This is a genomic window from Mycobacterium sp. ST-F2, assembly GCF_001905655.1.
GTDB lineage: Bacteria > Actinomycetota > Actinomycetes > Mycobacteriales > Mycobacteriaceae > Mycobacterium.
On record NZ_JMHT01000007.1, the window covers coordinates 167,291 to 187,926 of the forward strand.

The window sequence follows — 20,636 nt, forward strand, 5'->3', positions numbered from 1 at the left end:
AGGCGGATCGCGCATTGTCAGCGCCCATGGTGCGCGCCGAGCAGGTGTGCAAGAGCTTCGGTGCCCTGCAGGTGCTCAAGGGCATCACGCTGGAAGTCGAGCGCGGCCAGGTGCTGGTGCTCGTCGGCCCCTCGGGGTCGGGCAAGTCGACGTTCCTGCGGTGCATCAACCACCTCGAACAGGTCAACGCCGGGCGGTTGTACGTCGACGAGGAACTGGTCGGCTACCGGGAACGCGGCGGCAAGCTGCACGAACTGCCGCCCAAGGACGCCGCCCGCCAGCGCCGTGACGTCGGCATGGTGTTCCAGCATTTCAATCTGTTCCCGCACCGGACCGCGCTGGAGAACGTCATCGAGGCGCCGATCCACGTCAAAGGCGTCAAGCGCGACGCGGCGGTGAGTCGGGCACGGGAGCTGCTCGAGCAGGTCGGGTTGGCGAGCAAGGCCGACGCGTATCCGGCGCAGCTGTCCGGTGGTCAGCAGCAGCGCGTCGCGATCGCCCGTGCGTTGGCGATGGAGCCCAAACTGATGCTGTTCGACGAGCCGACCTCGGCGCTGGACCCGGAACTGGTCGGGGAAGTGCTGGCCGTCATGAAGAAGCTTGCCCAGCAGGGCATGACGATGATCGTGGTCACCCACGAGATGGGCTTCGCGCGCGAAGTGGCCGACAAGTTGGTGTTCATGGACGGTGGCGTGGTGGTCGAGCACGGCGCCCCGCGTGAGGTGATGGCCAACCCGAAACATGAACGCACGAAGGCTTTTCTGTCAAAAGTGATGTAGTGGCTGTGCCCGTGGCGTCAGAACCCGACCCGGCTGCCCCGCTGTGGCGGGCGGCGCAGGGCTTCCGGTTGCTCAGCTGCCTGTACGCCTTGGGTTTTCAACTGGCGGTCAATGACGACCTCGCGCACCCGGCCGTCACATGGGCGCTGTTCGGGGTCCTCATCGCCTGGAGCCTGGCGTGTGCGGTGGCCTATCTGCGGGGCTTCGGCCGGCGCCCGGCGTGGGTGCTGGCCGAAGTGCTGGTCGTCCTGCTGCTGGTGTTGTCGACCGAGCTGGTCGCGTCCCCGGCGTGGATCGCCGGCAACCAGTCGTGGCCGACGACGTTGTGGGCCACCAACGCGACGCTGTCGGCGGCCATCCAACTGGGGCCGCTCGCCGGGATGGGTGTCGGCCTGGTGATCACGGCGGCCGGCGCGGTGCTCAAGGGCTATTTCGACCCGAACCTGGGACGGCAGGCGACGCTCGTCATCGAGCTGTCGGTGGGCCTTGCCGTCGGCATGGCCGCCCAGACCGCCCGCCGGGCCCACGCGGAACTGCAACGCGCGACCCGGCTGGCGGCGGCGACCGCCGAGCGTGAGCGGTTGTCCCGCCAGGTGCACGACGGCGCCATTCAGGTGCTGGCGCTGGTGGCCCGTAAAGGGCGGGAAATCGGTGGAGCGACAACAGAACTCGCGGAGCTGGCCGGCGAGCAGGAACGGGCCCTGCGTCGCCTGGTCAGTTCCGGCCTGGACGAGACGTCCGGTGGTCTGGTCGACGTCGGCGAGCTGCTCCGTGCCCGCGCCGGTGACCGCGTCGCGGTGAGCGTGCCGCCGGACCCGGTGCTGCTGGACGCCGGCGTAGCGGGCGAGCTCGACGCCGCGGCGGCCAACGTGCTGGCCAATACGGCGGCACACGCGGGCCCGGAGGCTCGCGCCTTCGTCCTCGTCGAGGACCTGGGGGAGCAGGTGGTGGTGAGCATCCGCGACGATGGGGTGGGGATTGCCGACGGACGGTTGGCGCAGGCGGCGGCGGAGGGGCACATGGGCGTGACGAAATCCATTGTGGGACGGATGGAATCGCTCGGCGGTTCGGCCGAGCTGACGACGTCGCCGGGGACAGGCACGGAGTGGGAGCTGACGGTACCTCGGGCGAGCGAAGCGACGGGAAATCGGCGCGGGGCGGCCACCGATGTCTGAGCCGCAGCTGACGGTCATGGTGGTCGACGATCACCCCATCTGGCGCGACGCCGTCGCGCGCGATCTCGAGGACTGCGGTTTCACCGTGGTGGCGACGGCCGACGGCGTCGCGGCGGCGGGCCGGCGGGCCGCGGTGGTCAAGCCCCAGGTGGTGGTGATGGATATGCGGCTGTCTGATGGCAGCGGTGTCGAGGCAACCACTCAGGTGCTCGCGGTGTCACCGGCCAGCCGGGTGCTGGTGCTGTCGGCATCCGATGAGCGCGATGACGTGCTGGAGGCCGTGAAGGCCGGGGCCACTGGATATTTGGTGAAGAGCGCCTCCAAGATCGAACTGGCGGACGCGGTCCGCGCGACGGGTGAGGGACGCGCGGTGTTCACCCCCGGGCTGGCGGGTCTGGTGCTGGGCGAGCACCGGCGCATGGCCAAGGCCCCGGGCGCGGACCCGGCTGCGGGCTTGACCGAACGCGAGACGGAAATCCTGCGTTACGTGGCAAAAGGCTTGACCGCCAAGCAGATTGCCGAGCGGCTGACCCTGAGCCACCGCACCGTCGAGAACCATGTGCAAGCGACCTTCCGCAAACTGCAGGTCGCCAATCGGGTGGAAGCGGCGCGCTACGCCATCGAGCACGGGCTGGACTGAGCGCCGTCGGCCCGCGACGGGCCGGCCGCGGACAGGCGGCCCACCAGGTACCAGGTGCGCATCAGTCCCTTGCCCTTGACGTCGATCTCGCCCCGCTCTTCGAATTCGTAGGCGTGCTGCAGGCGTTCGTAGACGTTGTGCGGCACCTGGATTCGGCCGGCGACATCGGTGCTCTCCATGCGCGAGGCGACATTGACGGCGTCGCCCCAGACGTCGTAGAAGAACTTGCGTGACCCCACGACGCCCGCGACCACGGGCCCGGCGGCGATGCCGATGCGGACGGGGACGGGCCGGCCCTTCGGGTCGGTCAGTTCGCGGACTTCTTCGGCGAAATCCAGGGCCAGGCACGCCAATGCCTCGAGGTGGTCGGCCCGGTCGTGTGGTATTCCGCTGACCACCATGTAGGAGTCGCCGCTCGTCTTGACCTTCTCCAGGCCGTGCCGGTCGACCAGGGCGTCGAGGCCGGTGTACAGCGTGTCCAGGAACTGGACCAGGTCGCCGGGGGCCGTGTCACTCGCCCGCTGGGTGTACCCGGCGATGTCCGCGAAAAGGATTGAGGCGTCGTCGAATTTGTCGGCGATCACCGAATGCGCCGGATCTTTGAGTCGCTGCGCGATGGACTCGGGAAGGATGTTGGCCAAGAGCGACTCGGACCGGAGATACTCGGCCTGGATGGCCCGCTGAGCGATGGCGTTCTCGCGTAGGACCGACCACACGGTCGCCATCACGATCAGACAGGCCGACACCGCCGTGATGATGTAGGTGACGCGGCTTTCCATCTCCGTTTGTGCCCCGGTGTGCGCCGGGATGGTGAACTCCAGGATGGTCGCGGTGACGATGCCGACCGCGGCGACGGCGGCCGCGAACCACAGATGTTCGAGACCGACGATCAGCAGTGCGATGGCGCCCGCCACGGCGAAATACAGGAGGATGCCGGAGCCGGTGCCGACGTCGATGCAGACGACGGTGACCGAGGTATAGGCGATGAGCACGAACGCCGCCGGGGCGACCAGCTCACCGAACCGGTAGAGCGACGGGACCAGCAGGAACAGCGCCGCGCTCGCCAGGTTGACCGCACCGATCCACATCGCGTACGGGCCTGTGGACAAGGCCTGGAACGCGAAGAAGACGCTGAGCAGCGCGCCGAGGCGGCTGGTGCGGGTCAGGATCCGCCGGCTGCGCGCGACAGTGGGGCTCAGGATGTCGGCATCGGGGCGAAGGCATTCGGCGACGGTTGCGGTCGGTACGCACACCGAACGACGCACGGCCGCGACCAGGTCGGCGCCGGCCGGAGGCGCGGCGCCACCGGCAAGGCGAGCGTCGTCCATGATCGCCATGGATTTAAGGGTAGACGCGCAGGGCTGAATTTGGTGCCCGCCTGCGGATACTCCGCTGACGGCGAAACCGGACGGCCCCGGCGCTGCGGCTCAGACCGAATAGCTCGGGGCGCCGATCCCGGACATCGTCGCCCGCAGCCGGTGCGCGATGTCGCGGTCCAAGGCAACGAGATTCGCGGCGAAGTGCCGGATGTCGGCGGCATGATCGTCGGCGATCGACTCGCGCGACTCGCGTTCCCGGGCCACGAACCGGTACCTGACCTCGGCCACCGACAGGTCTTCGGCGACCGTGAATTCGTTGGTGCGGGCGTCGTCAATCGCGCCCAGCGCCAGGCGTTTGACGTCAGAGAGTGACGCCGCGCCGGTCTGAGCGATATTGGCCGCGGTCCGCAGCGAGTCGGCCGACCCGCGGACTTTCACCAGATCGCGCCACGCGATGTCCTGGGCGTTCTCCGCGGCAGTGCCTTCCCAGGTGCTGCCGCCGGGCCGCAGCGTGCCCTGCCAGACCTCGTGGAAGGAGTTCTCCCACAGCTCGGCGGTCTTGTTCCACTGCACTGCGGCGTCGACCAGGTGCTGAACATCCCAATCGGTGATCTGTGCCAGGGTCGGCAATTCGAGTTCGGCCATCAGAGGCTAGTCCGCTAATGCTGCCGACGCCGAGCTGTCGGAGTCGGTATAGGCACGTCCGGCGGAGGTCAACGAGGCCGCCACCGACCAGATGCGCTCGGCATGAGCGACGGACGCGGCATCGACGCGCGCCTGAATCTCGCCGACGACATCAGCGGTGGACTGGCCTTCGGGCAGCGGGGCCCCGCTGATGGTGTGTGCCGACAGAGCTTGGGCATGCTGCTCGAGTTGACCGGCGACGGCGAACAATCCATCAGCAGTGACTCGCAGTGCCCCCATGCGAGCAGTTTAGCGTCGAGTTTTGGTGCCCTCGGTGAGATTCGAACTCACACTGCACGGGTTTTGAATCCGTTTCCTCTGCCAGTTGGGATACGAGGGCGTCGCACCGGTTCCTGGGTGCGGTGTACCACCATAGTGGATGTGATTCTGGCGGCCACGGCGCGCCCCGAGGTCGCCTTGGCGGGCACCTCACGCGACAATGTGGTGATGACCGGTCCAACAACTGATGACGTCACACCGCGCCGTGTTCTCGTGGCCGAGGATGAAGCGCTCATCCGGCTGGACCTCGCGGAGATGCTCCGCGACGAGGGCTACGAGATCGTCGGCGAGGCCGGCGACGGCCAGGAGGCCGTCGAGCTCGCCGAGCAGCTCAAGCCGGACCTGGTGATCATGGACGTGAAGATGCCGCGCCGCGACGGCATCGACGCGGCCTCCGAGATCGCCGCCAAGCGCATCGCGCCCATCGTGATCCTGACCGCGTTTTCGCAGCGTGAGCTGGTCGAACGCGCTCGCGACGCCGGCGCCATGGCCTACCTGGTCAAGCCGTTCTCCATCACCGACCTGGTGCCGGCCATCGAGGTCGCGGTCAGCCGATTCGGTGAGCTGACGGCGTTGGAGAAGGAAGTCCTGTCGCTGTCGGACCGCCTGGAGACCCGCAAGCTCGTCGAGCGTGCCAAGGGCATCCTGCAGACCAAGCAGGGCATGACCGAACCCGAGGCGTTCAAGTGGATTCAGCGGGCCGCCATGGACCGGCGCACCACCATGAAGCGGGTGGCCGAGGTGGTCGTCGAGACGCTGGATCCGCCTGCCGCCGAGACGGCGGAGCCGTCAGCCGACTGAGTCGGCCATCCGCCGCCGGTTAACTCTGTGTTTCGGGCCGCAGCATTTACACAGGTCCGATAGAGACACCGTCGGCGAGCATCGCTCAACAGCGCGTATCGCCGCTCCGTGTTGGTTACTGTCTACGCGAAGTGCCGGATGTCGGCCCACCTGCCAAGTGTGCAGGCCGCATCCGGTGCCAGGTAACCATGACCCGGAGGTGAAGCGTGCGCAGTCGCGTAGCTCGTAATGCTCTTGCAGTCGGCAGTGCCGGTCTGATCGTGTTCGGTCTGGCGGGATGCAGCCAGTCTGATCCGAAGCAGAGCGGCGCCACCGGTTCGAATCTGAAGATCGTGGAGCAGGTGCAGATCGACGAGAACGGTCGCGAGGTCAAGGGTGCCACCGGCGCGACCCCGGCTGATCCAGCCGGCGACGGCAAGGCCACCTGCCCACCGGTCTCCATCGCCATGGCGGGCGCGCTGAACGGTCCCGATGCCGCGCTGGGCATCAACATCAAGGACGGCGTGCAGCTGGCCATCGACAAGCACAACGCCGCGAACCCGGGTTGCCAGGTGACGCTCAAGACCTTCGACACCGAAGGCGACCCGCAGAAGGCGACGGCCATCGCGCCGCAGATCGTCGACGACAAGTTCACCATCGGCCTCGTCGGCCCGGCTTTCTCCGGCGAGACGAAGGCCACCGGCACGGTGTTCGACCAGGCCGGCCTGGTCGCAGCCACCGCCTCGGCCACCAACGTGACGCTGAGCGAGAACGGCTGGAAGACCTTCTTCCGCGGCCTGGCCAATGACGGCGTGCAGGGTCCTTCGGTCGCGAACTACCTGAAGAACACGCTCAAGTACAAGAAGGTCTGCGTCGTCGACGACAGCACCGACTACGGCCTCGGCCTCGCCACCGCCGTGCGCACCACGCTCGGACCGGTCGCCGACTCGGCGTGCAACATCTCGGTCAAGAAGGGCGACAAGGACTTCTCGGCGGCCGTCACCCAGATCAAGGGCGCGGCCCCGGACGCCATCTTCTACAGCGGTTACTACGCCGAGGCCGCGACGTTCGCCCAGCAGCTCAAGGACGGTGGCGTGACCGCGACGTTCGCGAGCGCCGACGGCACCAAGGACCCCGAGTTCGTCAAGCAGGGCGGCGAGGCCACGAAGGGCGCCATCCTGTCCTGCCCGTGCGGCCCGGCCAGCAAGCAGTTCGCCGAGGAGTACACCAAGAAGTTCGGCCAGGAGCCCGGCACCTACAGCACCGAGGGCTACGACCTGGGCACCATCCTGGTCAAGGGCATCGACTCGGGTGCCGTCACCCGGCCGGCGCTGCTGGACTTCGTCACCAAGTACGAAGGCCAGGGTGTGGCCCGCAAGTACCAGTGGAACAACAAGGGTGAGCTGACCACCAACCTGATCTGGATCTACAAGGTCCAGTAGGAACCTGCAGACGACGACGCGTCCGGACCCCGTGCCGGGCGCGTCGTTCGTTCGCAGACAGTCACCACCGCGATAAGCGAGGAGCCGCCACCCGATGACACCCGACTGCGTCGGCCACTACGTGTGCACCGCGGCCAACATCAATTTCAACGTCGACAACCTGGTGAACGGGTTCTGGCAGTTGACAATTGACGGGCTGTCCTGGGGTGCGATCTATGCCCTGGTCGCCGTCGGCTACACGCTGGTGTTCGGCGTGCTGCGACTGATCAACTTCGCGCATTCGGAAATCTTCATGCTCGGCATGTTCGGCGCATACTTCGCGCTGGAGATCATCCTCGGCTTCAAACCCAGCGGAAATGCCTACAACCTGGGTGTCGGGTTGACCATCTTCTACCTGGGCGTCGCCATGGTGGTCGCGATGCTGGTCTCGGGCGCGGCCGCGGTGGGACTGGAAGTCGTCGCTTATCGACCACTGCGCCGTCGTAATGCGCGCGGGCTGACGTTCCTCATCACCGCGATCGGCATGTCGTTCGTCCTGCAGGAGTTCGTGCACTTCGTGCTGCCGAAGATCCTCAAAGGATTCGGCGGCAGCAATGCCCAGCAGCCAATCATCCTGGTGCAGCCCAAGACTCAGTTCACCCTCTTCAGCGCGAACATCTCGAACGTCACCATCGTCATCGTGGTCTCCGCCATCGTGCTGGCGCTGCTCACCGACATCGCGCTGAACCGAACCAAGTTCGGCCGCGGGATCCGTGCCGTCGCGCAGGACCCGGCGACGGCCACCCTCATGGGTGTGTCCCGCGAGCGCATCATCATGACGACGTTCCTCATCGGCGGCCTGCTGGCCGGCGCCGCCGCGCTCCTGTTCACCTTGAAGGTGCCGCAGGGCATCATCTACTCCGGCGGATTCCTGTTGGGAATCAAGGCCTTCTCGGCCGCGGTGCTCGGCGGCATCGGCAACCTGCGGGGCGCGCTGCTGGGCGGGTTGATCCTCGGCGTCATGGAGAACTACGGGCAGGCCTTCTTCGGCACGCAGTGGCGTGACGTGGTGGCCTTCGTCCTCCTCGTGCTGGTGCTGTTGATCCGTCCCACCGGGATACTCGGTGAAAGTCTCGGGAAGGCGCGGGCATGAGCGGGCAGCATCGGAGCGAGGGTGTGGCCCGGTACGTGCTGGCGCCGGGCGACCAGTTGCGCCAGTGGTGGGACCAGCAGAGCCGTCCCGCGAAATGGGTCGTCGGGGCCGTGGTGTTCACGCTGGTGGCGCTGCTGCCGCTGTACACCCCGCCGTTCCTCAACACGCCCGGCATCAGCTTCGGCGGCACCATGGCGCAGTTCGCGATGGTGGCGATCATCGCGATCGGCCTCAATGTCGTTGTGGGCCAAGCCGGATTGCTCGACCTCGGCTACGTCGGGTTCTACGCCGTCGGCGCCTACACCGTTGCGTTGCTGACCAGTCCGGACAGCCCGTGGAACCAGGTGGGGGCCGACGGTTTCCTCGACAAGGACTGGGCCTGGCTGGCGTGTGTACCGCTGGCCATGGCTGTCACCGCGTTGGCGGGTCTGGTGTTGGGTATCCCGACGCTGCGGCTGCGCGGCGACTACCTCGCCATCGTCACACTGGGATTCGGCGAAATCATCCGGCTCCTGGCCGACAACCTCTCCGACCTGACCAACGGCGCCCGCGGCCTCAACCAGATCGCGTATCCGCGGCTGGGGGAGAACGCCGACCTCCCCAATGGCGTGTTCTCCAGCGGTAACTCGGCCGGCCACGCCAACTACGGCACCTGGTGGTTCTGGCTGGGGCTGGTGCTCATGGTCGGCATCCTGCTGCTCGTCGGCAACCTGGAGCGCAGCCGCGTGGGTCGGGCCTGGGTCGCCATCCGGGAGGACGAGGACGCCGCGGAAGTCATGGGCGTCAACACCTTCAAGTTCAAGCTGTGGGCATTCGTCATCGGCGCGGGCATCGGCGGCCTCTCGGGCGCGCTGTACGCCGGCCAGGTGCAGTACGTCGCACCACCGACGTTCAACATCATCAACTCGATGCTGTTCCTGTGCGCGGTGGTCCTCGGCGGGCAGGGCAACAAGCTCGGGGTGATCTTCGGGGCGTTCATCATCGTGTACCTGCCGAACCGGCTGCTCGGGGTGCACCTCATGGGCATCAACCTCGGCGACCTCAAGTACCTGTTCTTCGGCCTCGCCCTGGTGGTGTTGATGATCTTCCGGCCGCAGGGCCTGTTCCCGGTACGTCAGCGGCTGCTGGCCTACGGCACCTCGGCGCGACGGTTGCTGCGGAATGCGGACGATTCGAAGGCGGCGGCATGACCGACCCTGTGGAGCCCGCACCCGACGAGGAGCTCGCCGCACTGCACCGGGACGTGCAGGTGGCAGAGGGCGAGAAGCTCTTGGCGACAACCGATCTCACCGTCAAGTTCGGTGGACTCACCGCGCTCGATTCCGTGACGTTCGATATCCGGCGCGGTGAAATCCTCGGCCTCATCGGACCCAACGGCGCCGGCAAGACCACCTGCTTCAACGCGATCACCGGCGTCTACCGGCCGTCATCCGGTTCGGTGATGTTCGACGGCGCGCCACTCGGCAAGATCAAACGTCACGAGATCACCCGCCGCGGCATCGCGCGCACCTTCCAGAACATCCGGTTGTGGGGCGAGATGACGGCGCTCGAGAACGTCGTCGTCGGCACGGATGCCCGGCACAAGACCTCGGTGCCCGGCGCGCTCCTGCGTTCCGCGCGGCACCGGCGCGAGGAACGCGACGCCATCGAACGGGCCGCAGCGCTGCTGCAGTTCGTCGGCATCGCGCACCGCGGCGAGGAGAAGGCCAGGAGCCTGTCCTACGGCGACCAGCGCCGGCTGGAAATCGCGCGGGCCCTGGCGACCGAGCCGAAACTACTGTGCCTGGACGAGCCCGCCGCCGGCTTTAACCCGAGCGAGAAGTCGGCGCTCATCGAGCTGATCCAGGCGATCCGGGACGACGGCTACACCGTGCTGCTGATCGAACACGACATGCGCCTGGTCATGGGCGTCACCGACCGGATCGTGGTGCTGGAGTTCGGGCGCAAGATCGCCGAAGGCCTGCCGGCCGAGATTCGCGAGGACCCGAAGGTCATCGCCGCTTACCTGGGGGTGCCCGATGACGAGCTCTGAGCCGGTGCTGCTGGAAGTGCGCGACATCTCGGTGCACTACGGCAGAATCGAGGCGCTGCACGGGGTTTCGCTTCAGGTGCACCAGGGTGAGCTGGTGACGCTGCTCGGGTCCAACGGCGCGGGCAAGACCACGATGATGCGTGCGCTGTCCGGGCTGTTGCCGTTGTCGTCGGGTTCAGTATGGTTCGACGGCGAGGACATCTCGAAGGTCAAGGCACACCGACGGGTGACGTCGGGCCTGATCCAGGCGCCGGAGGGCCGCGGCATCTTCCCGGGCATGACCATCATCGAGAACCTCGAAATGGGTTGCTACGGCCGTAAATTCGCGACCAAGACCGAGTACCGCGAGCGGCTGGACTGGGTGCTGGAGACGTTCCCGCGGCTGGCCGAACGACGGTCGCAGGCCGGCGGGACGCTGTCCGGCGGTGAGCAGCAGATGCTGGCCATCGGGCGGGCGCTGATGGCCCGGCCCCGGGTGCTGCTGCTCGACGAGCCGTCAATGGGCTTGGCGCCCAAGGTGATCTCGCAGATCTTCCACATCATCTCCGAGATCAACCAGCAGGGCACCACGGTGCTGCTCGTCGAGCAGAACGCGCAGCAGGCGCTCAGTCGTTCGGACCGCGCCTACATCCTGGAGACCGGGCGGGTGACGCGGGAAGGCGTCGCCCGGGAGCTGCTGTCGGACAACAGCATTCGTGCGGCCTACTTGGGCGTCGCCTGAGGTTCGCGGTCGAACGTGAAGTAAATCCCGAGAAACCGAGGAAATCTCGCGATCTTCTTCACGTTGGGCGTGTGGGCGGAGGCGGGTAGGCCTGCGAACCGTGACGTCGCCGCGGACGACGGTGATCCGGGGCATGACTGCAGTATCCCCGCGCTACTCGTCGATCCGGAACCTCTTGATCCGCCCTGCCGCGCCGGACACCAACTCGACCCGCGACTTCGGCACGTCGAAATGCTCGGCGAGCACGCGGATCACGGCGGTATTGGCCTTGCCGTCCACCGCCTGCTCGCGGACGTAGACGACCAACGTGCCGTCGGCGTCGGTCTCGACGAGCGGCCCTTTGCGGCTGCCCGGCTTGACCCGGACCGAAATCAGCAACTAGCGCGCGACGATCACCGACGAACCGTGGCCGAACAGACCCTGGTTCGCGGTCACGCCCACGCGGGCGCCTTCGACCTGGCGGCCGGTGGCCTGACCCTTGAGCTGCCAGGTGAGCTCACACACCTGCGCAATGGCCTGGGCCGGGATGGCTTCACCGAAGCTCGCCAGACCGCCCGATGCGTTGACCGGAACCCGGCCACCGATGGCGGTGGCACCGGAGCGCAGCAGCTGCTCGCCTTCACCCTTGGCGCACAGGCCCAGGTGCTCGTACCAGTCCAGCTCGAGCGCGGTCGACAGGTCGTAGACCTCGGCCAGGCTGACGTCGTCGGGTCCGATGCCGGCCTCGGCGTACGCCGCATCGAGGATCTGGTCCTTGAACACCCGGTCCGGTCCGGCGATGGCCGCAGTGGAATCCGTTGCGATGTCCGGCAATTCGGGCAGGTGCTGCGGGTACTGCGGCGTGACGGTGCTGATCGCGCGAACCGACGGCACACCCTCCAGTGAACCCAGGTGCTTGCGCGCGAACTCGGCACTGGCCACGATCAGCGCCGCGGCGCCGTCCGAGGTGGCGCAGATGTCCAGCTGGCGCAGCGGGTCGGAGACGACCGGGCTGGCCAGCACGTCCTCGACCGAAGCCTCCTTGTGGTAGCGGGCATACGGGTTGTTCAGGCCGTGCTTCGAGTTCTTCACCTTGATCTGGGCGAAGTCCTCGGACGTGGCGCCGTAGAGGTCCATCCGGCGGCGGGCCAGCAGGGCGAAGTACACCGGGTTCATGGCGCCCAGCAGATGGAAGCGCTGCCAGTCGGGGTCGTTCTTGCGCTCACCGCCGACTGGTGCGAACGCGCCCTTCGGCGTGGTGTCGGCACCGATGACCAGCGCGACGTCGCAGAAGCCGGCCAGGATGTGGGCACGGGCGCTCTGCAGCGCCTGCGAACCACTGGCGCACGCGGCGTACGACGAGGACACCGGCACGCCGTTCCAGCCCAGCTTCTGGGCGAACGTCGAACCGGCGATGAAGCCGGGGTAGCCATTGCGGATGGTGTCGGCACCGGCGACCAGCTGGATCTGACGCCAGTCCAGGCCGGCCTCGGCCAGCGCAGCACGCGCGGCGACGACGCCGTACTCGGTGAAGTCACGGCCCCACTTGCCCCACGGGTGCATACCCGCACCGAGGATGTACAACGGTTCCGGAGTGCTCATTTCGCGATCTCCCAGGCATAGGTGGTGCGCTCGACACCGTCATCGTCGGTGTACAGCCGCATGGTGGTCAGCTCCATCTCCATGCCGACCTTGAGGTCCGCGGCGAGCGTGCCCTCGACGACCTTGCCCAGCACGATGAGGCCTTCGGCCTCCAGCTGGACCGCGGCGATGGCGAACGGCTCGAACGGATCGGCCGCCGGGTACGGCGCTGGCGGGGGATACCGGTTCTCGGTGTAGCTCCACACCGTGCCGCGGCGCGACAACGCGACGGGCTCGAGCACGTCACTGTCGCAAGCCGGGCTGGGGCAGTTATTGGCGCGGGGCGGGAAAACATATGTTCCGCACTGCGGGCACTTGGCTCCGATCAGGTGCGCTGCACCGTTTTCGTCGGTGTCCCACCAACCTTCAATGGCCGGCTGACTACCGGCATCCGTCACTCCTGGCACGAGCTCAGCGTAGCTCCCGACGGGCCAGAAACTGAAACGTGTTGCAGTTTTGTCCCGGCAGTCGGGAAACGGTCTTGAAGCGTACGAAACGGTTTCGTACACTTCGGGCATGGTTCGGGGAATCCAGCGGGAACAGGCGGTGCTGGCTGCCACGGCCGAATTGCTCGTCGAGCGGGGTTATGCGGCATTGACCACTGACGCCGTGGCCGTGCGGGCGGGCGCCAGCAAGGCGACCATCTATCGGCGCTGGCCGAACAAGGCCCAACTCGTTCGCGCCACACTCGACGCCGCGGACGCCGCCCGAAACGCGTCGATTCCTGACACCGGGGCACTGCGCAGCGACCTGTTCGCGGTCATGGAGGCGATCGCCGCGAATGTCGCCGACCCGTTGACGCGCGTGACGGCAGAGCTGGCGACGCTCATGCGGCACGACGAACAACTGGCCGAGGCCATCCGCCGGCATCTGGACAAAGAAGAGCTCTCGCCATTCCATGACGCCCTGGAGCGGGCCATTGCGCGCGGCGATATCGCCGCCGACGCCGACGTCGAACTCGTTCACGACGTCGCCGAGGCGATGATCCTGCGCCAAGTCCACCTCGATCTGCCCATCGACTCCGCATTCAGTGCGCAGCTCGTCGACGGCGTCCTGTTACCACTGTTGGGCGGTGCTCGATGACCGTTGTGATCGCCGGTGCCGGTCCGACCGGATTGACCCTCGCCATCGAACTGGCCAGACGTGGCGTGGAGTGTCGTGTACTCGACCGGGTCGCGACGTTGTTCCCCGGTTCGCGGGGCAAAGGACTGCAGCCGCGCACCCTGGAAGTCTTCGACGACCTCGGTGTGGTCTGTGCGGTGCTCGCGGCCGGCGAGGCCTTTCCGCCCATGCGGCTGTACCGCGGCGCGGAAGCGGTGTGGACCAAGCCGATCTACGAACTGCTGGGACTTCCCGAACTCCCGGCCACCCCGGCGGTGCCGTACCCGTACACCTGGCTGATCCCGCAGTGGCGCACCGACCAGATCCTGGCGTCACGGTTCGTCGAACTGGGCGGGACCATCGAATTCGGCACCGCGGTAACAGGTTTCGGGCAAGACGACGGCGGTGTGACGGTACAGACCGACCGCGGTCCGATCCGCGCCGACTATCTCGTCGGCGCCGACGGCGGCCGCAGCACGGTGCGCAAGGTGTCCGGCGTCGAGTTTCTCGGTGGTGCACTGACCGAGGAACGCATCGTCGTGGGCGACGTCCGGGCCACCGGGCTCGACGGCCGGTGCTGTCACCTGCTTACCGGTGACGGCGACCAGTCCAAGCGGTTCTCGTTGTGGAATCTGCCGGGCACCGAGCACTTCCAGCTGGTGGTGACGATGGCGCCGGGCGAGAACCCGCCGGCGTTGACCCTGGCCGCGATGCAGGATCTTCTCGAAAAGCGCTCGGGGCGGCGCGATGTGGTGCTATCGGACTTGCGGTGGATTTCGGAGTACCGGGTGAATCTCCTGATGGCGCAACAGTTCCGGATGGGCCGAGTACTGCTGGCGGGCGACGCCGCGCATGTCCATTCGCCCGCCGGGGGACAGGGCGTCAACACCGGGGTGCAGGACGCCTACAACCTGGGCTGGAAGCTGGCCGCGGTGCTGGCCGGCGCTCCCGATGAACTGTTGGACACCTATGCCGCCGAGCGGATGCCGATCGCGGCGAACGTATTACAGCTCAGCGGCGCGTTGCACCGTCAGGGTTTCGGTGCGGCAGGGCCTGCGCCGTCCGCCATTCATCAGCTGGACATCTCCTACCGGGGTGGCCCGCTTGCCGGCGAAGGGCATGGCCCAGGTGTGCTCCAGGCGGGCGACCGCGCGCCCGACGGCCTGCTGTCCGACGGGCGGCGACTGTTCGACGTCTTCCGTGGCCCGCATTGGACGGTACTCGAATTCGGCGGGCCGGCAGTCGATTTCGGGGTGCCACAGTTGCGCTTGGCGCCGGGCCCCGACTACGACGTGCCCGCCGGCTCGTACGTGTTGGTGCGGCCGGACGGGCACGTCGGGGCGATCACCGATCGGGCGGACGTCATCCGGGAACAGTTGCGCCGCTTCGATCCGGTTCGCGAGCCGACCCCGTCATGACCGGGTGCTCGTCGCGGTGTCGGTCCGATAGCGCGCGGCGACGCGCGCCAATACCGTCGAGGTCTGCGACGCCCCCGCGGCGTGCATCGCGCGATTGGCGGCGATGACGTCGGCGGTCTCGGCGCGGCGGGCGCGCTCGTAGTCGCGCAGGCCGGCCAGGCCGTGGGTGGCCAGTTCGTCGGCGAGTACGCGGGCGTCGACGATCGACTGCGATGCCCCATTGGCGCCCACGGGGTACATCGGATGGGCGGCGTCGCCGAGCAGCGTCACCAGACCATCGCCCCAGTGCGGCAACGGGTCCTTGTCGACCATGGGGTAACTGAACAGCGCCGGGCTCTGGCCGATCAGTGCCGCCATATCGAGCCAGTCGAGGTTCCAGTCGGCCACGTGCGGCAACACGTCGTCGGCCGTCGCGGGCGCGTTCCACTTGGCATCGCCCTGGCGTGGGCCGGCCCGCCCGGCGGGAACCTGGAGCACCCAGTTCACCCGACCGCCGCCGATCGGATAGGTGATGAGGTCAACTCCGTTGTCGCCCTTGACGATTGCCATGGTGTGTCCGTCGAGGAACGGCACAATGTCGCTGGCGCCGCGGTACATCGTGATGCCCGCTGACAGCAATGGGTCATGGCCCGGGTGCAGCGCGGCGCGCACCACCGAATTGATGCCGTCGGCCCCGATCAGGGCGGCGCCGGCGACCGGGCCGGCCGCGGTGTCGGCGACGATTCCGTCGTCGTCCTGCCGGAATCCGGTGACGCCGCTGCCGGTGCGCACCGCGTCGGCGCCGAGGCGGTCGCGGACCGCGTCGAGCAGCATCATCTGCAGGTGTCCGCGGTGTACCGACAGCTGTGGGTACGCGTCACCCGCGGCCAGCCCGCGAGGCTCGGTGAACAGTAGCTCGCCGCGGTGGGTATAGAAGCGGATCGAGTCCGGTGCGACGGCCATGGCGGTCAACCGATCGCCGAGGCCGAGCGTGGTGAGCTCGCGCACCGCGTGGGGCAGCAGGTTGATCCCGACCCCCAACGGCTGCAGGTCGTGCGCGCGCTCGAGGACGAGTGCGTCGAAACCCCGGGCATGCAGGGTGAGGGCTGTGGTCAGGCCGCCGATGCCGGCGCCGGCGATGAGGAGCTGTGTCATGAATCCAGCCTCGGCGCGGCAGAACTATAAGTCCAATACCGATCTAGTCCACAAACTATAATAAATAGTTATGGAATTGCGGCAGTTGGAGTACTTCGTGGCCGTCGCGGAAGAAGCCAACTTCACCCGCGCCGCCGCACGCATCCACGTCGCGCAGCCCGCGGTCAGCGCCCAGATCGCGCGGCTGGAACGCGAACTGGGGGAGCCGCTGTTCGACCGCGCCCGAAGGGAGATTCGGCTGACCGCGGCGGGGCGGGCGGTGCTGCCCCATGCCAGAGTGGCCCTCGCCGCGGCCGCCGATGCGCGCACCGCGGTGGCCGAACTCAGTGACCTGGTGCGGGGGTCGGTCACCATCGCCACGGTCACTGCGCACGACGCGGACATGCCCGGCCTGCTGGCGCAGTTCCACCGGACGCACCCGCACGTCGACATCACGCTCGGTACCGCGAACTCGGACGTGCTGATCGAGGGCGTGCGCACCGGGCGGTTCGATGCCGTCATCGTGTCGGTGGGCGCGGAGCTGCCGTCCGGGCTGGCCGCGGTTGTGGTCACCGATCAGCCCATCGTCGCCGCGGTCGGCCACGACGATCCCTGGCGCGGCCGGCGCAGCGTCCGGCTGGAGGAGCTGGCCGACCGCGCCGTCATCGCGCTGCCTGTCGGTGCCGGCATCCGCCTTCAGTTCGACCGGGCCTGCTCCGACGCCGGCGTCGAGGCGCACGTCGCGTTCGAGGCGAGTACCCCGCACGCGTTGGCGGATCTCGCCGCACGGGGGTTGGGCGTGGCGATCCTGCCGCGATCGATGGTGCAGTCGCGTGGCGATCTGCACCTGGTGGCACTGACACCGGCGCTGCGTGGGCGGTTGGTGTTCGCCTGGCGGTCCGACGGTCCGATGAGTCCAGCGGCCCGCGCATTGGTCAACATGGCGCGGCGGTTACTGGCTGTCGGTGCGGCTGAATAGAGTTAGGGCCGTGAGCCCCACCGCAACGGACGCCCCGCCCGCCACCAAGCCCACCTTGATGCTGCTGGACGGCAATTCACTGGCGTTCCGCGCCTTCTACGCGCTGCCCGCCGAGAACTTCAAGACGCAGGGCGGGCTCACCACCAACGCGGTGTACGGCTTCACCGCCATGCTGATCAACCTGCTGCGCGACGAGAAGCCGTCCCATGTCGCGGCCGCCTTCGATGTGTCGCGCAAGACCTTCCGCAAGGAGAAGTACCCGGAGTACAAGGAGGGGCGCGCCGCCACTCCCGACGAGTTCCGCGGCCAGATCGACATCACCAAAGAGGTGCTGGGCGCCCTCGGCATCACGGTCCTTGCCGAGGAGGGCTTCGAGGCCGACGACCTGATCGCGACACTGGCCACGCAAGCCCAGGACGAGGACTTCCGGGTGCTGGTCGTCACCGGCGACCGCGACTCGCTGCAACTGGTCAGCGACGACGTCACGGTGCTGTACCCCAAGAAGGGCGTCAGTGACCTGCACCGCTTCACGCCGGACGCGGTCGTCGAGAAGTACGGCCTCACCCCGACGCAGTACCCGGATTTCGCGGCCCTGCGCGGCGACCCGAGCGACAACCTGCCCGGCATCCCCGGCGTGGGCGAGAAGACCGCGGCCAAGTGGATCAACCAGTACGGCTCGCTGCAGGCGCTGGTCGACCACGTCGATGAGGTCAAGGGCAAGGTCGGCGACTCGCTGCGGGCCAACCTCTCCAACGTCATCCTCAACCGCGAGCTGACGGACCTGGTCAAGGACGTGCCGCTGCCGCACACCCCGGAGGGGCTGCGGGTGCAGCCGTGGGACCGGGACCGCATCCACCAGTTGTTCGACGACCTGGAATTCCGGGTGCTGCGGGACCGGCTGTTCGACACCCTGTCGCCGGTCGAGCCCGAGGTCGAGCTCGGCTTCGACGTCCGGGGCGGTCTGCTCGAGCCCGGCACCCTGGCGGCCTGGCTCGCCGAGCACAGCAATGGCAGCCGGTTCGGCATGGCGGTCAACGGCACGCACAAGGCCTTCGACGCCGACGCCACCGCGCTGGCCATCGTGTCCGCCAGCGGCGAGGGCGTCTACATCGACACCGCGCGACTGGACGCCGAGGACGAGGCAGCGCTGGCATCGTGGCTCGCCGACCCGGGCCCGCCGAAGGCGCTGCACGAGGCGAAGCTGGCGTGGCACGACCTGTTGGGTCGCGGCTGGACGCTGGCCGGCGTCACCTCTGACACCGCATTGGCCGCCTACCTGGTCCGCCCGGGGCAGCGTAGCTTCGCCCTCGACGACCTTTCGGTGCGGTACCTGGGGCGTGAACTGCGCGCGGAAGGCAAAGAGGAACAACAGCTTTCGTTGCTCGATGATCCCGATGAGGTCGACGACGCGGCGGTGCAGGCCCTGATCGTGCGGGCAGCGGCCGTCGGCGACCTGGCCGACGCACTGGACGTGGAACTCGCCCGGATCGACTCCCTGGCGCTGCTCGGCCAGATGGAACTGCCGGTGCAGCGGGCGCTCGCCGAGATGGAGAACGCGGGCATCGCCGTCGACATCGAACTGCTGGGCCGGCTGCAGAGCCAGTTCGCCGACCAGATCCGCGATGCCGCGGAGGCGGCCTATGCGGCCATCGGTGAGCAGATCAACCTGGGCTCGCCCAAGCAGCTGCAGGTGGTGCTGTTCGACAAGCTCGAGATGCCGAAGACCAAGCGCACCAAGACCGGCTACACCACGGATGCCGATGCGCTGCAATCACTTCTGGACAAGACCGGGCATCCATTCCTGCAGCATCTACTGGCCCACCGCGACGCCACCCGGCTCAAGGTCACCGTCGACGGTCTGCTCAATTCGACGGCCGCAGATGGTCGCATTCACACGACCTTCAACCAGACCATCGCCGCCACGGGCCGGCTCTCGTCGACCGAGCCGAACCTGCAGAACATCCCGATCCGGACCGAAGCCGGCCGCCAAATTCGCGAGGCCTTTGTCGTGGGCAAGGGCTTCGCCGAGCTGATGACGGCCGACTACAGCCAGATCGAGATGCGCATCATGGCGCACCTGTCGGGCGACGCCGGCCTCATCGAGGCGTTCAACACGGGCGAGGACCTGCACACCTTCGTCGCCTCGCGGGCCTTCGGCGTGCCGAGCGAGGAAGTGACCGCGGAGCTGCGCCGCCGGGTCAAGGCCATGTCCTACGGCCTGGCCTACGGGTTGTCGGCGTACGGCCTGGCGTCGCAGCTGAAGATCTCGACCGAAGAAGCCAAGCAGCAGATGGACCAGTACTTCGACCGGTTCGGTGGGGTGCGCGACTACCTGCACTCGGTTGTCGAACAAGCGCGCAAGGACGGGTACACCTCGACGGTGCTCGGACGTCGGCGTTACCTGCCGGAACTCGACAGCAGCAACCGCAACGTCCGTGAGGCCGCCGAGCGAGCCGCGCTCAACGCGCCCATCCAGGGCAGCGCCGCCGACATCATCAAGGTCGCGATGATCAACGTCGACACCGCCATGAAGGACGCCGGGCTCAAGTCGCGGGTCCTGCTGCAGGTGCACGACGAGCTGCTGTTCGAGGTGGCCGACGGCGAACGGGACACGCTCGAGACCCTGGTGCGCGACCAGATGGGCAGCGCCTACCCGTTGGATGTGCCGCTCGAGGTGTCGGTGGGCTACGGCCCGAGTTGGGACGCCGCCGCGCACTGACGCGCTAGGCGTCGGCTGCCAGGCCGAGGCCGAGTGCGACCAGGATCGCGCCCATGGCGCGTTCGATGCGCTGGCGGATGTGGGTGCGGCTCAGGATGTTTCGGGCCCGATCAGCGGCCAGGACGACGCCGACACACCACGAGGTGTCGATGACGAGCTGAATGGCGGCGAGCACCAGCAGCGTCGGCAGGACCGGGCCGCTGGCCGGCAGGAATTGGGGGAGCACCACGATGCCGAAGGCCGCGGCCTTCGGGTTGGCGGCGATGGACACCAGCGCCGCGCGGAACGCTGCCGCAGGCGTCCGGCCGCGCGGCGGCAGTGCCGCCGTCATGTCGGTGGGGTGTTTGGCGCTGCGCCACGCGCTGATGCCGAGCCAGATCATGATCGCGGCCCCGACGACGTGCAGCGCCAGCGACAGCCAGTGGTTGGCGGTCAGCAGGATCGACAGCCCGCCGCCGCCGGCCAGCGTCCAGCCGCAGATGCCGATCTCGTTGCCGACGACGGCCGCCAGGCCGGCCTTGCGGCCGTCGCGTACCGAGCGGTGCAGGAACAGCGCGGTCGCCGGGCCGGGCAGCGCGGCCAGGATCACCGACGCGACGAGGAACGCCGGCAGGACGTCGACAAGGTGCGCGAACATGTAGCAAGTATCGCTGACCAGTGCAAATCGATATCGTCGCGAGCCCGGCAGGCGGGCGAATCGGCA

At 67.8% G+C, this 20,636-nt stretch carries 21 protein-coding genes and 1 tRNA gene; 13 read left to right on the forward strand and 9 right to left on the reverse strand.

Features of this window, described 5'->3' with window-relative positions:
* Positions 1-26: 26 nt before the first annotated feature.
* From EB75_RS04375 to EB75_RS04385, 3 genes are read left to right on the forward strand one after another with little or no spacing between them, the layout of a single operon-like run.
* A complete protein-coding gene (locus tag EB75_RS04375) occupies positions 27-779 on the forward strand; it encodes an amino acid ABC transporter ATP-binding protein (RefSeq protein WP_073694248.1) in 753 nt (250 codons plus the stop codon).
* Positions 779-1,954, forward strand: a complete 1,176-nt coding sequence (gene macS / locus EB75_RS04380; protein ID WP_073694249.1) for a MacS family sensor histidine kinase — start codon at positions 779-781, stop codon at positions 1,952-1,954. Before EB75_RS04375 ends, macS begins: the two co-directional genes overlap by 1 nt.
* The gene (locus EB75_RS04385; RefSeq protein WP_073694250.1) at positions 1,947-2,594 is read left to right on the forward strand and encodes a response regulator; all 648 of its coding nucleotides are present in this window, start codon (positions 1,947-1,949) and stop codon (positions 2,592-2,594) included. The genes macS and EB75_RS04385 overlap by 8 nt, the downstream gene beginning before the upstream one ends.
* On the opposite strand, the gene EB75_RS04390 is transcribed toward EB75_RS04385, so the two are convergent.
* The 4 genes from EB75_RS04390 to EB75_RS04405 all read right to left on the reverse strand — a co-directional run bounded on the left by EB75_RS04390 (position 2,567) and on the right by EB75_RS04405 (position 4,937).
* Positions 2,567-3,931 (reverse strand): adenylate/guanylate cyclase domain-containing protein, encoded by a 1,365-nt coding sequence (locus tag EB75_RS04390; protein WP_073694251.1) that lies wholly within the window; start codon positions 3,929-3,931, stop codon positions 2,567-2,569. The genes EB75_RS04385 and EB75_RS04390 overlap by 28 nt on opposite strands.
* 90 nt (positions 3,932-4,021) lie before the next feature.
* Positions 4,022-4,558, reverse strand: coding sequence for a hypothetical protein (locus EB75_RS04395; protein WP_073694252.1), 537 nt, complete (start codon positions 4,556-4,558; stop codon positions 4,022-4,024).
* A 6-nt stretch (positions 4,559-4,564) separates the two neighbouring features.
* Positions 4,565-4,837, reverse strand: coding sequence for a hypothetical protein (locus tag EB75_RS04400; RefSeq protein ID WP_073694253.1), 273 nt, complete (start codon positions 4,835-4,837; stop codon positions 4,565-4,567).
* A 23-nt stretch (positions 4,838-4,860) separates the two neighbouring features.
* Positions 4,861-4,937: transfer RNA gene (locus EB75_RS04405), tRNA-Leu, on the reverse strand.
* A gap of 107 nt (positions 4,938-5,044) precedes the next feature.
* Here EB75_RS04405 and EB75_RS04410 point away from each other — a divergent pair.
* The 6 genes from EB75_RS04410 to EB75_RS04435 all read left to right on the forward strand — a co-directional run bounded on the left by EB75_RS04410 (position 5,045) and on the right by EB75_RS04435 (position 10,983).
* Entirely contained in the window at positions 5,045-5,677 is a 633-nt protein-coding gene (locus EB75_RS04410) for an ANTAR domain-containing response regulator (RefSeq protein WP_073694294.1), read from the forward strand.
* A gap of 206 nt (positions 5,678-5,883) precedes the next feature.
* Entirely contained in the window at positions 5,884-7,098 is a 1,215-nt protein-coding gene (locus tag EB75_RS04415) for a branched-chain amino acid ABC transporter substrate-binding protein (protein ID WP_073694254.1), read from the forward strand.
* Positions 7,099-7,192: 94 nt separating this feature from the next.
* Positions 7,193-8,230, forward strand: coding sequence for a branched-chain amino acid ABC transporter permease (locus tag EB75_RS04420; protein ID WP_073694255.1), 1,038 nt, complete (start codon positions 7,193-7,195; stop codon positions 8,228-8,230).
* Positions 8,227-9,420, forward strand: coding sequence for a branched-chain amino acid ABC transporter permease (locus EB75_RS04425; protein WP_073694256.1), 1,194 nt, complete (start codon positions 8,227-8,229; stop codon positions 9,418-9,420). Before EB75_RS04420 ends, EB75_RS04425 begins: the two co-directional genes overlap by 4 nt.
* Positions 9,417-10,262 carry an ABC transporter ATP-binding protein gene (locus EB75_RS04430; protein WP_073694257.1) on the forward strand — a complete coding sequence of 282 codons (846 nt, stop codon included), beginning with the start codon at positions 9,417-9,419 and terminating at the stop codon, positions 10,260-10,262. Before EB75_RS04425 ends, EB75_RS04430 begins: the two co-directional genes overlap by 4 nt.
* A complete protein-coding gene (locus EB75_RS04435) occupies positions 10,249-10,983 on the forward strand; it encodes an ABC transporter ATP-binding protein (protein ID WP_073694258.1) in 735 nt (244 codons plus the stop codon). Before EB75_RS04430 ends, EB75_RS04435 begins: the two co-directional genes overlap by 14 nt.
* A 153-nt stretch (positions 10,984-11,136) precedes the next feature.
* Here EB75_RS04435 and EB75_RS04440 read toward each other — a convergent pair whose 3' ends face one another.
* From EB75_RS04440 to EB75_RS04450, 3 genes are read right to left on the reverse strand one after another with little or no spacing between them, the layout of a single operon-like run.
* Positions 11,137-11,358 carry a DUF167 domain-containing protein gene (locus tag EB75_RS04440; RefSeq protein WP_083611969.1) on the reverse strand — a complete coding sequence of 74 codons (222 nt, stop codon included), beginning with the start codon at positions 11,356-11,358 and terminating at the stop codon, positions 11,137-11,139.
* Between the two features lie 3 nt (positions 11,359-11,361).
* Complete coding sequence (locus tag EB75_RS04445; RefSeq protein ID WP_073694260.1) at positions 11,362-12,564, reverse strand: lipid-transfer protein; 1,203 nt, start codon at positions 12,562-12,564, stop codon at positions 11,362-11,364.
* Positions 12,561-13,001: a Zn-ribbon domain-containing OB-fold protein gene (locus tag EB75_RS04450; protein WP_286150083.1), complete on the reverse strand. Its 441-nt coding sequence runs from the start codon at positions 12,999-13,001 to the stop codon at positions 12,561-12,563. Before EB75_RS04450 ends, EB75_RS04445 begins: the two co-directional genes overlap by 4 nt.
* Positions 13,002-13,119: 118 nt before the next feature.
* On the opposite strand from EB75_RS04450, the gene EB75_RS04455 reads away from it, so the two are divergent.
* Together EB75_RS04455 and EB75_RS04460 are read left to right on the forward strand one after the other, a co-directional pair.
* Positions 13,120-13,686: a TetR/AcrR family transcriptional regulator gene (locus tag EB75_RS04455; protein WP_073694262.1), complete on the forward strand. Its 567-nt coding sequence runs from the start codon at positions 13,120-13,122 to the stop codon at positions 13,684-13,686.
* On the forward strand, positions 13,683-15,122 hold the full coding sequence (locus EB75_RS04460) for an FAD-dependent monooxygenase (protein WP_073694263.1): 1,440 nt from the start codon (positions 13,683-13,685) through the stop codon (positions 15,120-15,122). The genes EB75_RS04455 and EB75_RS04460 overlap by 4 nt, the downstream gene beginning before the upstream one ends.
* On the opposite strand, the gene EB75_RS04465 is transcribed toward EB75_RS04460, so the two are convergent.
* The gene (locus EB75_RS04465; RefSeq protein WP_073694264.1) at positions 15,117-16,256 is read right to left on the reverse strand and encodes an FAD-dependent monooxygenase; all 1,140 of its coding nucleotides are present in this window, start codon (positions 16,254-16,256) and stop codon (positions 15,117-15,119) included. The two genes, EB75_RS04460 and EB75_RS04465, sit on opposite strands and share 6 nt — an antisense overlap.
* Before the next feature lie 70 nt (positions 16,257-16,326).
* Between EB75_RS04465 and EB75_RS04470 the strand changes: the two genes are divergently transcribed.
* Together EB75_RS04470 and polA are read left to right on the forward strand one after the other, a co-directional pair.
* Positions 16,327-17,214 (forward strand): LysR family transcriptional regulator, encoded by an 888-nt coding sequence (locus tag EB75_RS04470; RefSeq protein WP_073694265.1) that lies wholly within the window; start codon positions 16,327-16,329, stop codon positions 17,212-17,214.
* A gap of 58 nt (positions 17,215-17,272) precedes the next feature.
* Positions 17,273-19,933, forward strand: coding sequence for a DNA polymerase I (polA, locus tag EB75_RS04475; protein WP_168175981.1), 2,661 nt, complete (start codon positions 17,273-17,275; stop codon positions 19,931-19,933).
* 4 nt (positions 19,934-19,937) lie between these two features.
* Here polA and EB75_RS04480 read toward each other — a convergent pair whose 3' ends face one another.
* On the reverse strand, positions 19,938-20,570 hold the full coding sequence (locus EB75_RS04480; RefSeq protein WP_073694266.1) for a LysE family translocator: 633 nt from the start codon (positions 20,568-20,570) through the stop codon (positions 19,938-19,940).
* Positions 20,571-20,636 lie beyond the last annotated feature (66 nt).

Bases quoted from the DNA above. Each gene is read 5' to 3' on its own strand.
- EB75_RS04375 (WP_073694248.1), top strand. From the start codon at position 27: ATGGTGCGCGCCGAGCAGGTGTGCAAGAGCTTCGGTGCCCTGCAGGTG.
- EB75_RS04385 (WP_073694250.1), top strand. From the start codon at position 1,947: ATGTCTGAGCCGCAGCTGACGGTCATGGTGGTCGACGATCACCCCATC.
- EB75_RS04390 (WP_073694251.1), bottom strand. From the start codon at position 3,931: ATGGCGATCATGGACGACGCTCGCCTTGCCGGTGGCGCCGCGCCTCCG.
- EB75_RS04395 (WP_073694252.1), bottom strand. From the start codon at position 4,558: ATGGCCGAACTCGAATTGCCGACCCTGGCACAGATCACCGATTGGGAT.
- EB75_RS04400 (WP_073694253.1), bottom strand. From the start codon at position 4,837: ATGGGGGCACTGCGAGTCACTGCTGATGGATTGTTCGCCGTCGCCGGT.
- EB75_RS04410 (WP_073694294.1), top strand. From the start codon at position 5,045: ATGACCGGTCCAACAACTGATGACGTCACACCGCGCCGTGTTCTCGTG.
- EB75_RS04420 (WP_073694255.1), top strand. From the start codon at position 7,193: ATGACACCCGACTGCGTCGGCCACTACGTGTGCACCGCGGCCAACATC.
- EB75_RS04425 (WP_073694256.1), top strand. From the start codon at position 8,227: ATGAGCGGGCAGCATCGGAGCGAGGGTGTGGCCCGGTACGTGCTGGCG.
- EB75_RS04430 (WP_073694257.1), top strand. From the start codon at position 9,417: ATGACCGACCCTGTGGAGCCCGCACCCGACGAGGAGCTCGCCGCACTG.
- EB75_RS04435 (WP_073694258.1), top strand. From the start codon at position 10,249: ATGACGAGCTCTGAGCCGGTGCTGCTGGAAGTGCGCGACATCTCGGTG.
- EB75_RS04445 (WP_073694260.1), bottom strand. From the start codon at position 12,564: ATGAGCACTCCGGAACCGTTGTACATCCTCGGTGCGGGTATGCACCCG.
- EB75_RS04455 (WP_073694262.1), top strand. From the start codon at position 13,120: ATGGTTCGGGGAATCCAGCGGGAACAGGCGGTGCTGGCTGCCACGGCC.
- EB75_RS04460 (WP_073694263.1), top strand. From the start codon at position 13,683: ATGACCGTTGTGATCGCCGGTGCCGGTCCGACCGGATTGACCCTCGCC.
- EB75_RS04465 (WP_073694264.1), bottom strand. From the start codon at position 16,256: ATGACACAGCTCCTCATCGCCGGCGCCGGCATCGGCGGCCTGACCACA.
- EB75_RS04470 (WP_073694265.1), top strand. From the start codon at position 16,327: ATGGAATTGCGGCAGTTGGAGTACTTCGTGGCCGTCGCGGAAGAAGCC.
- polA (WP_168175981.1), top strand. From the start codon at position 17,273: ATGCTGCTGGACGGCAATTCACTGGCGTTCCGCGCCTTCTACGCGCTG.
- EB75_RS04480 (WP_073694266.1), bottom strand. From the start codon at position 20,570: ATGTTCGCGCACCTTGTCGACGTCCTGCCGGCGTTCCTCGTCGCGTCG.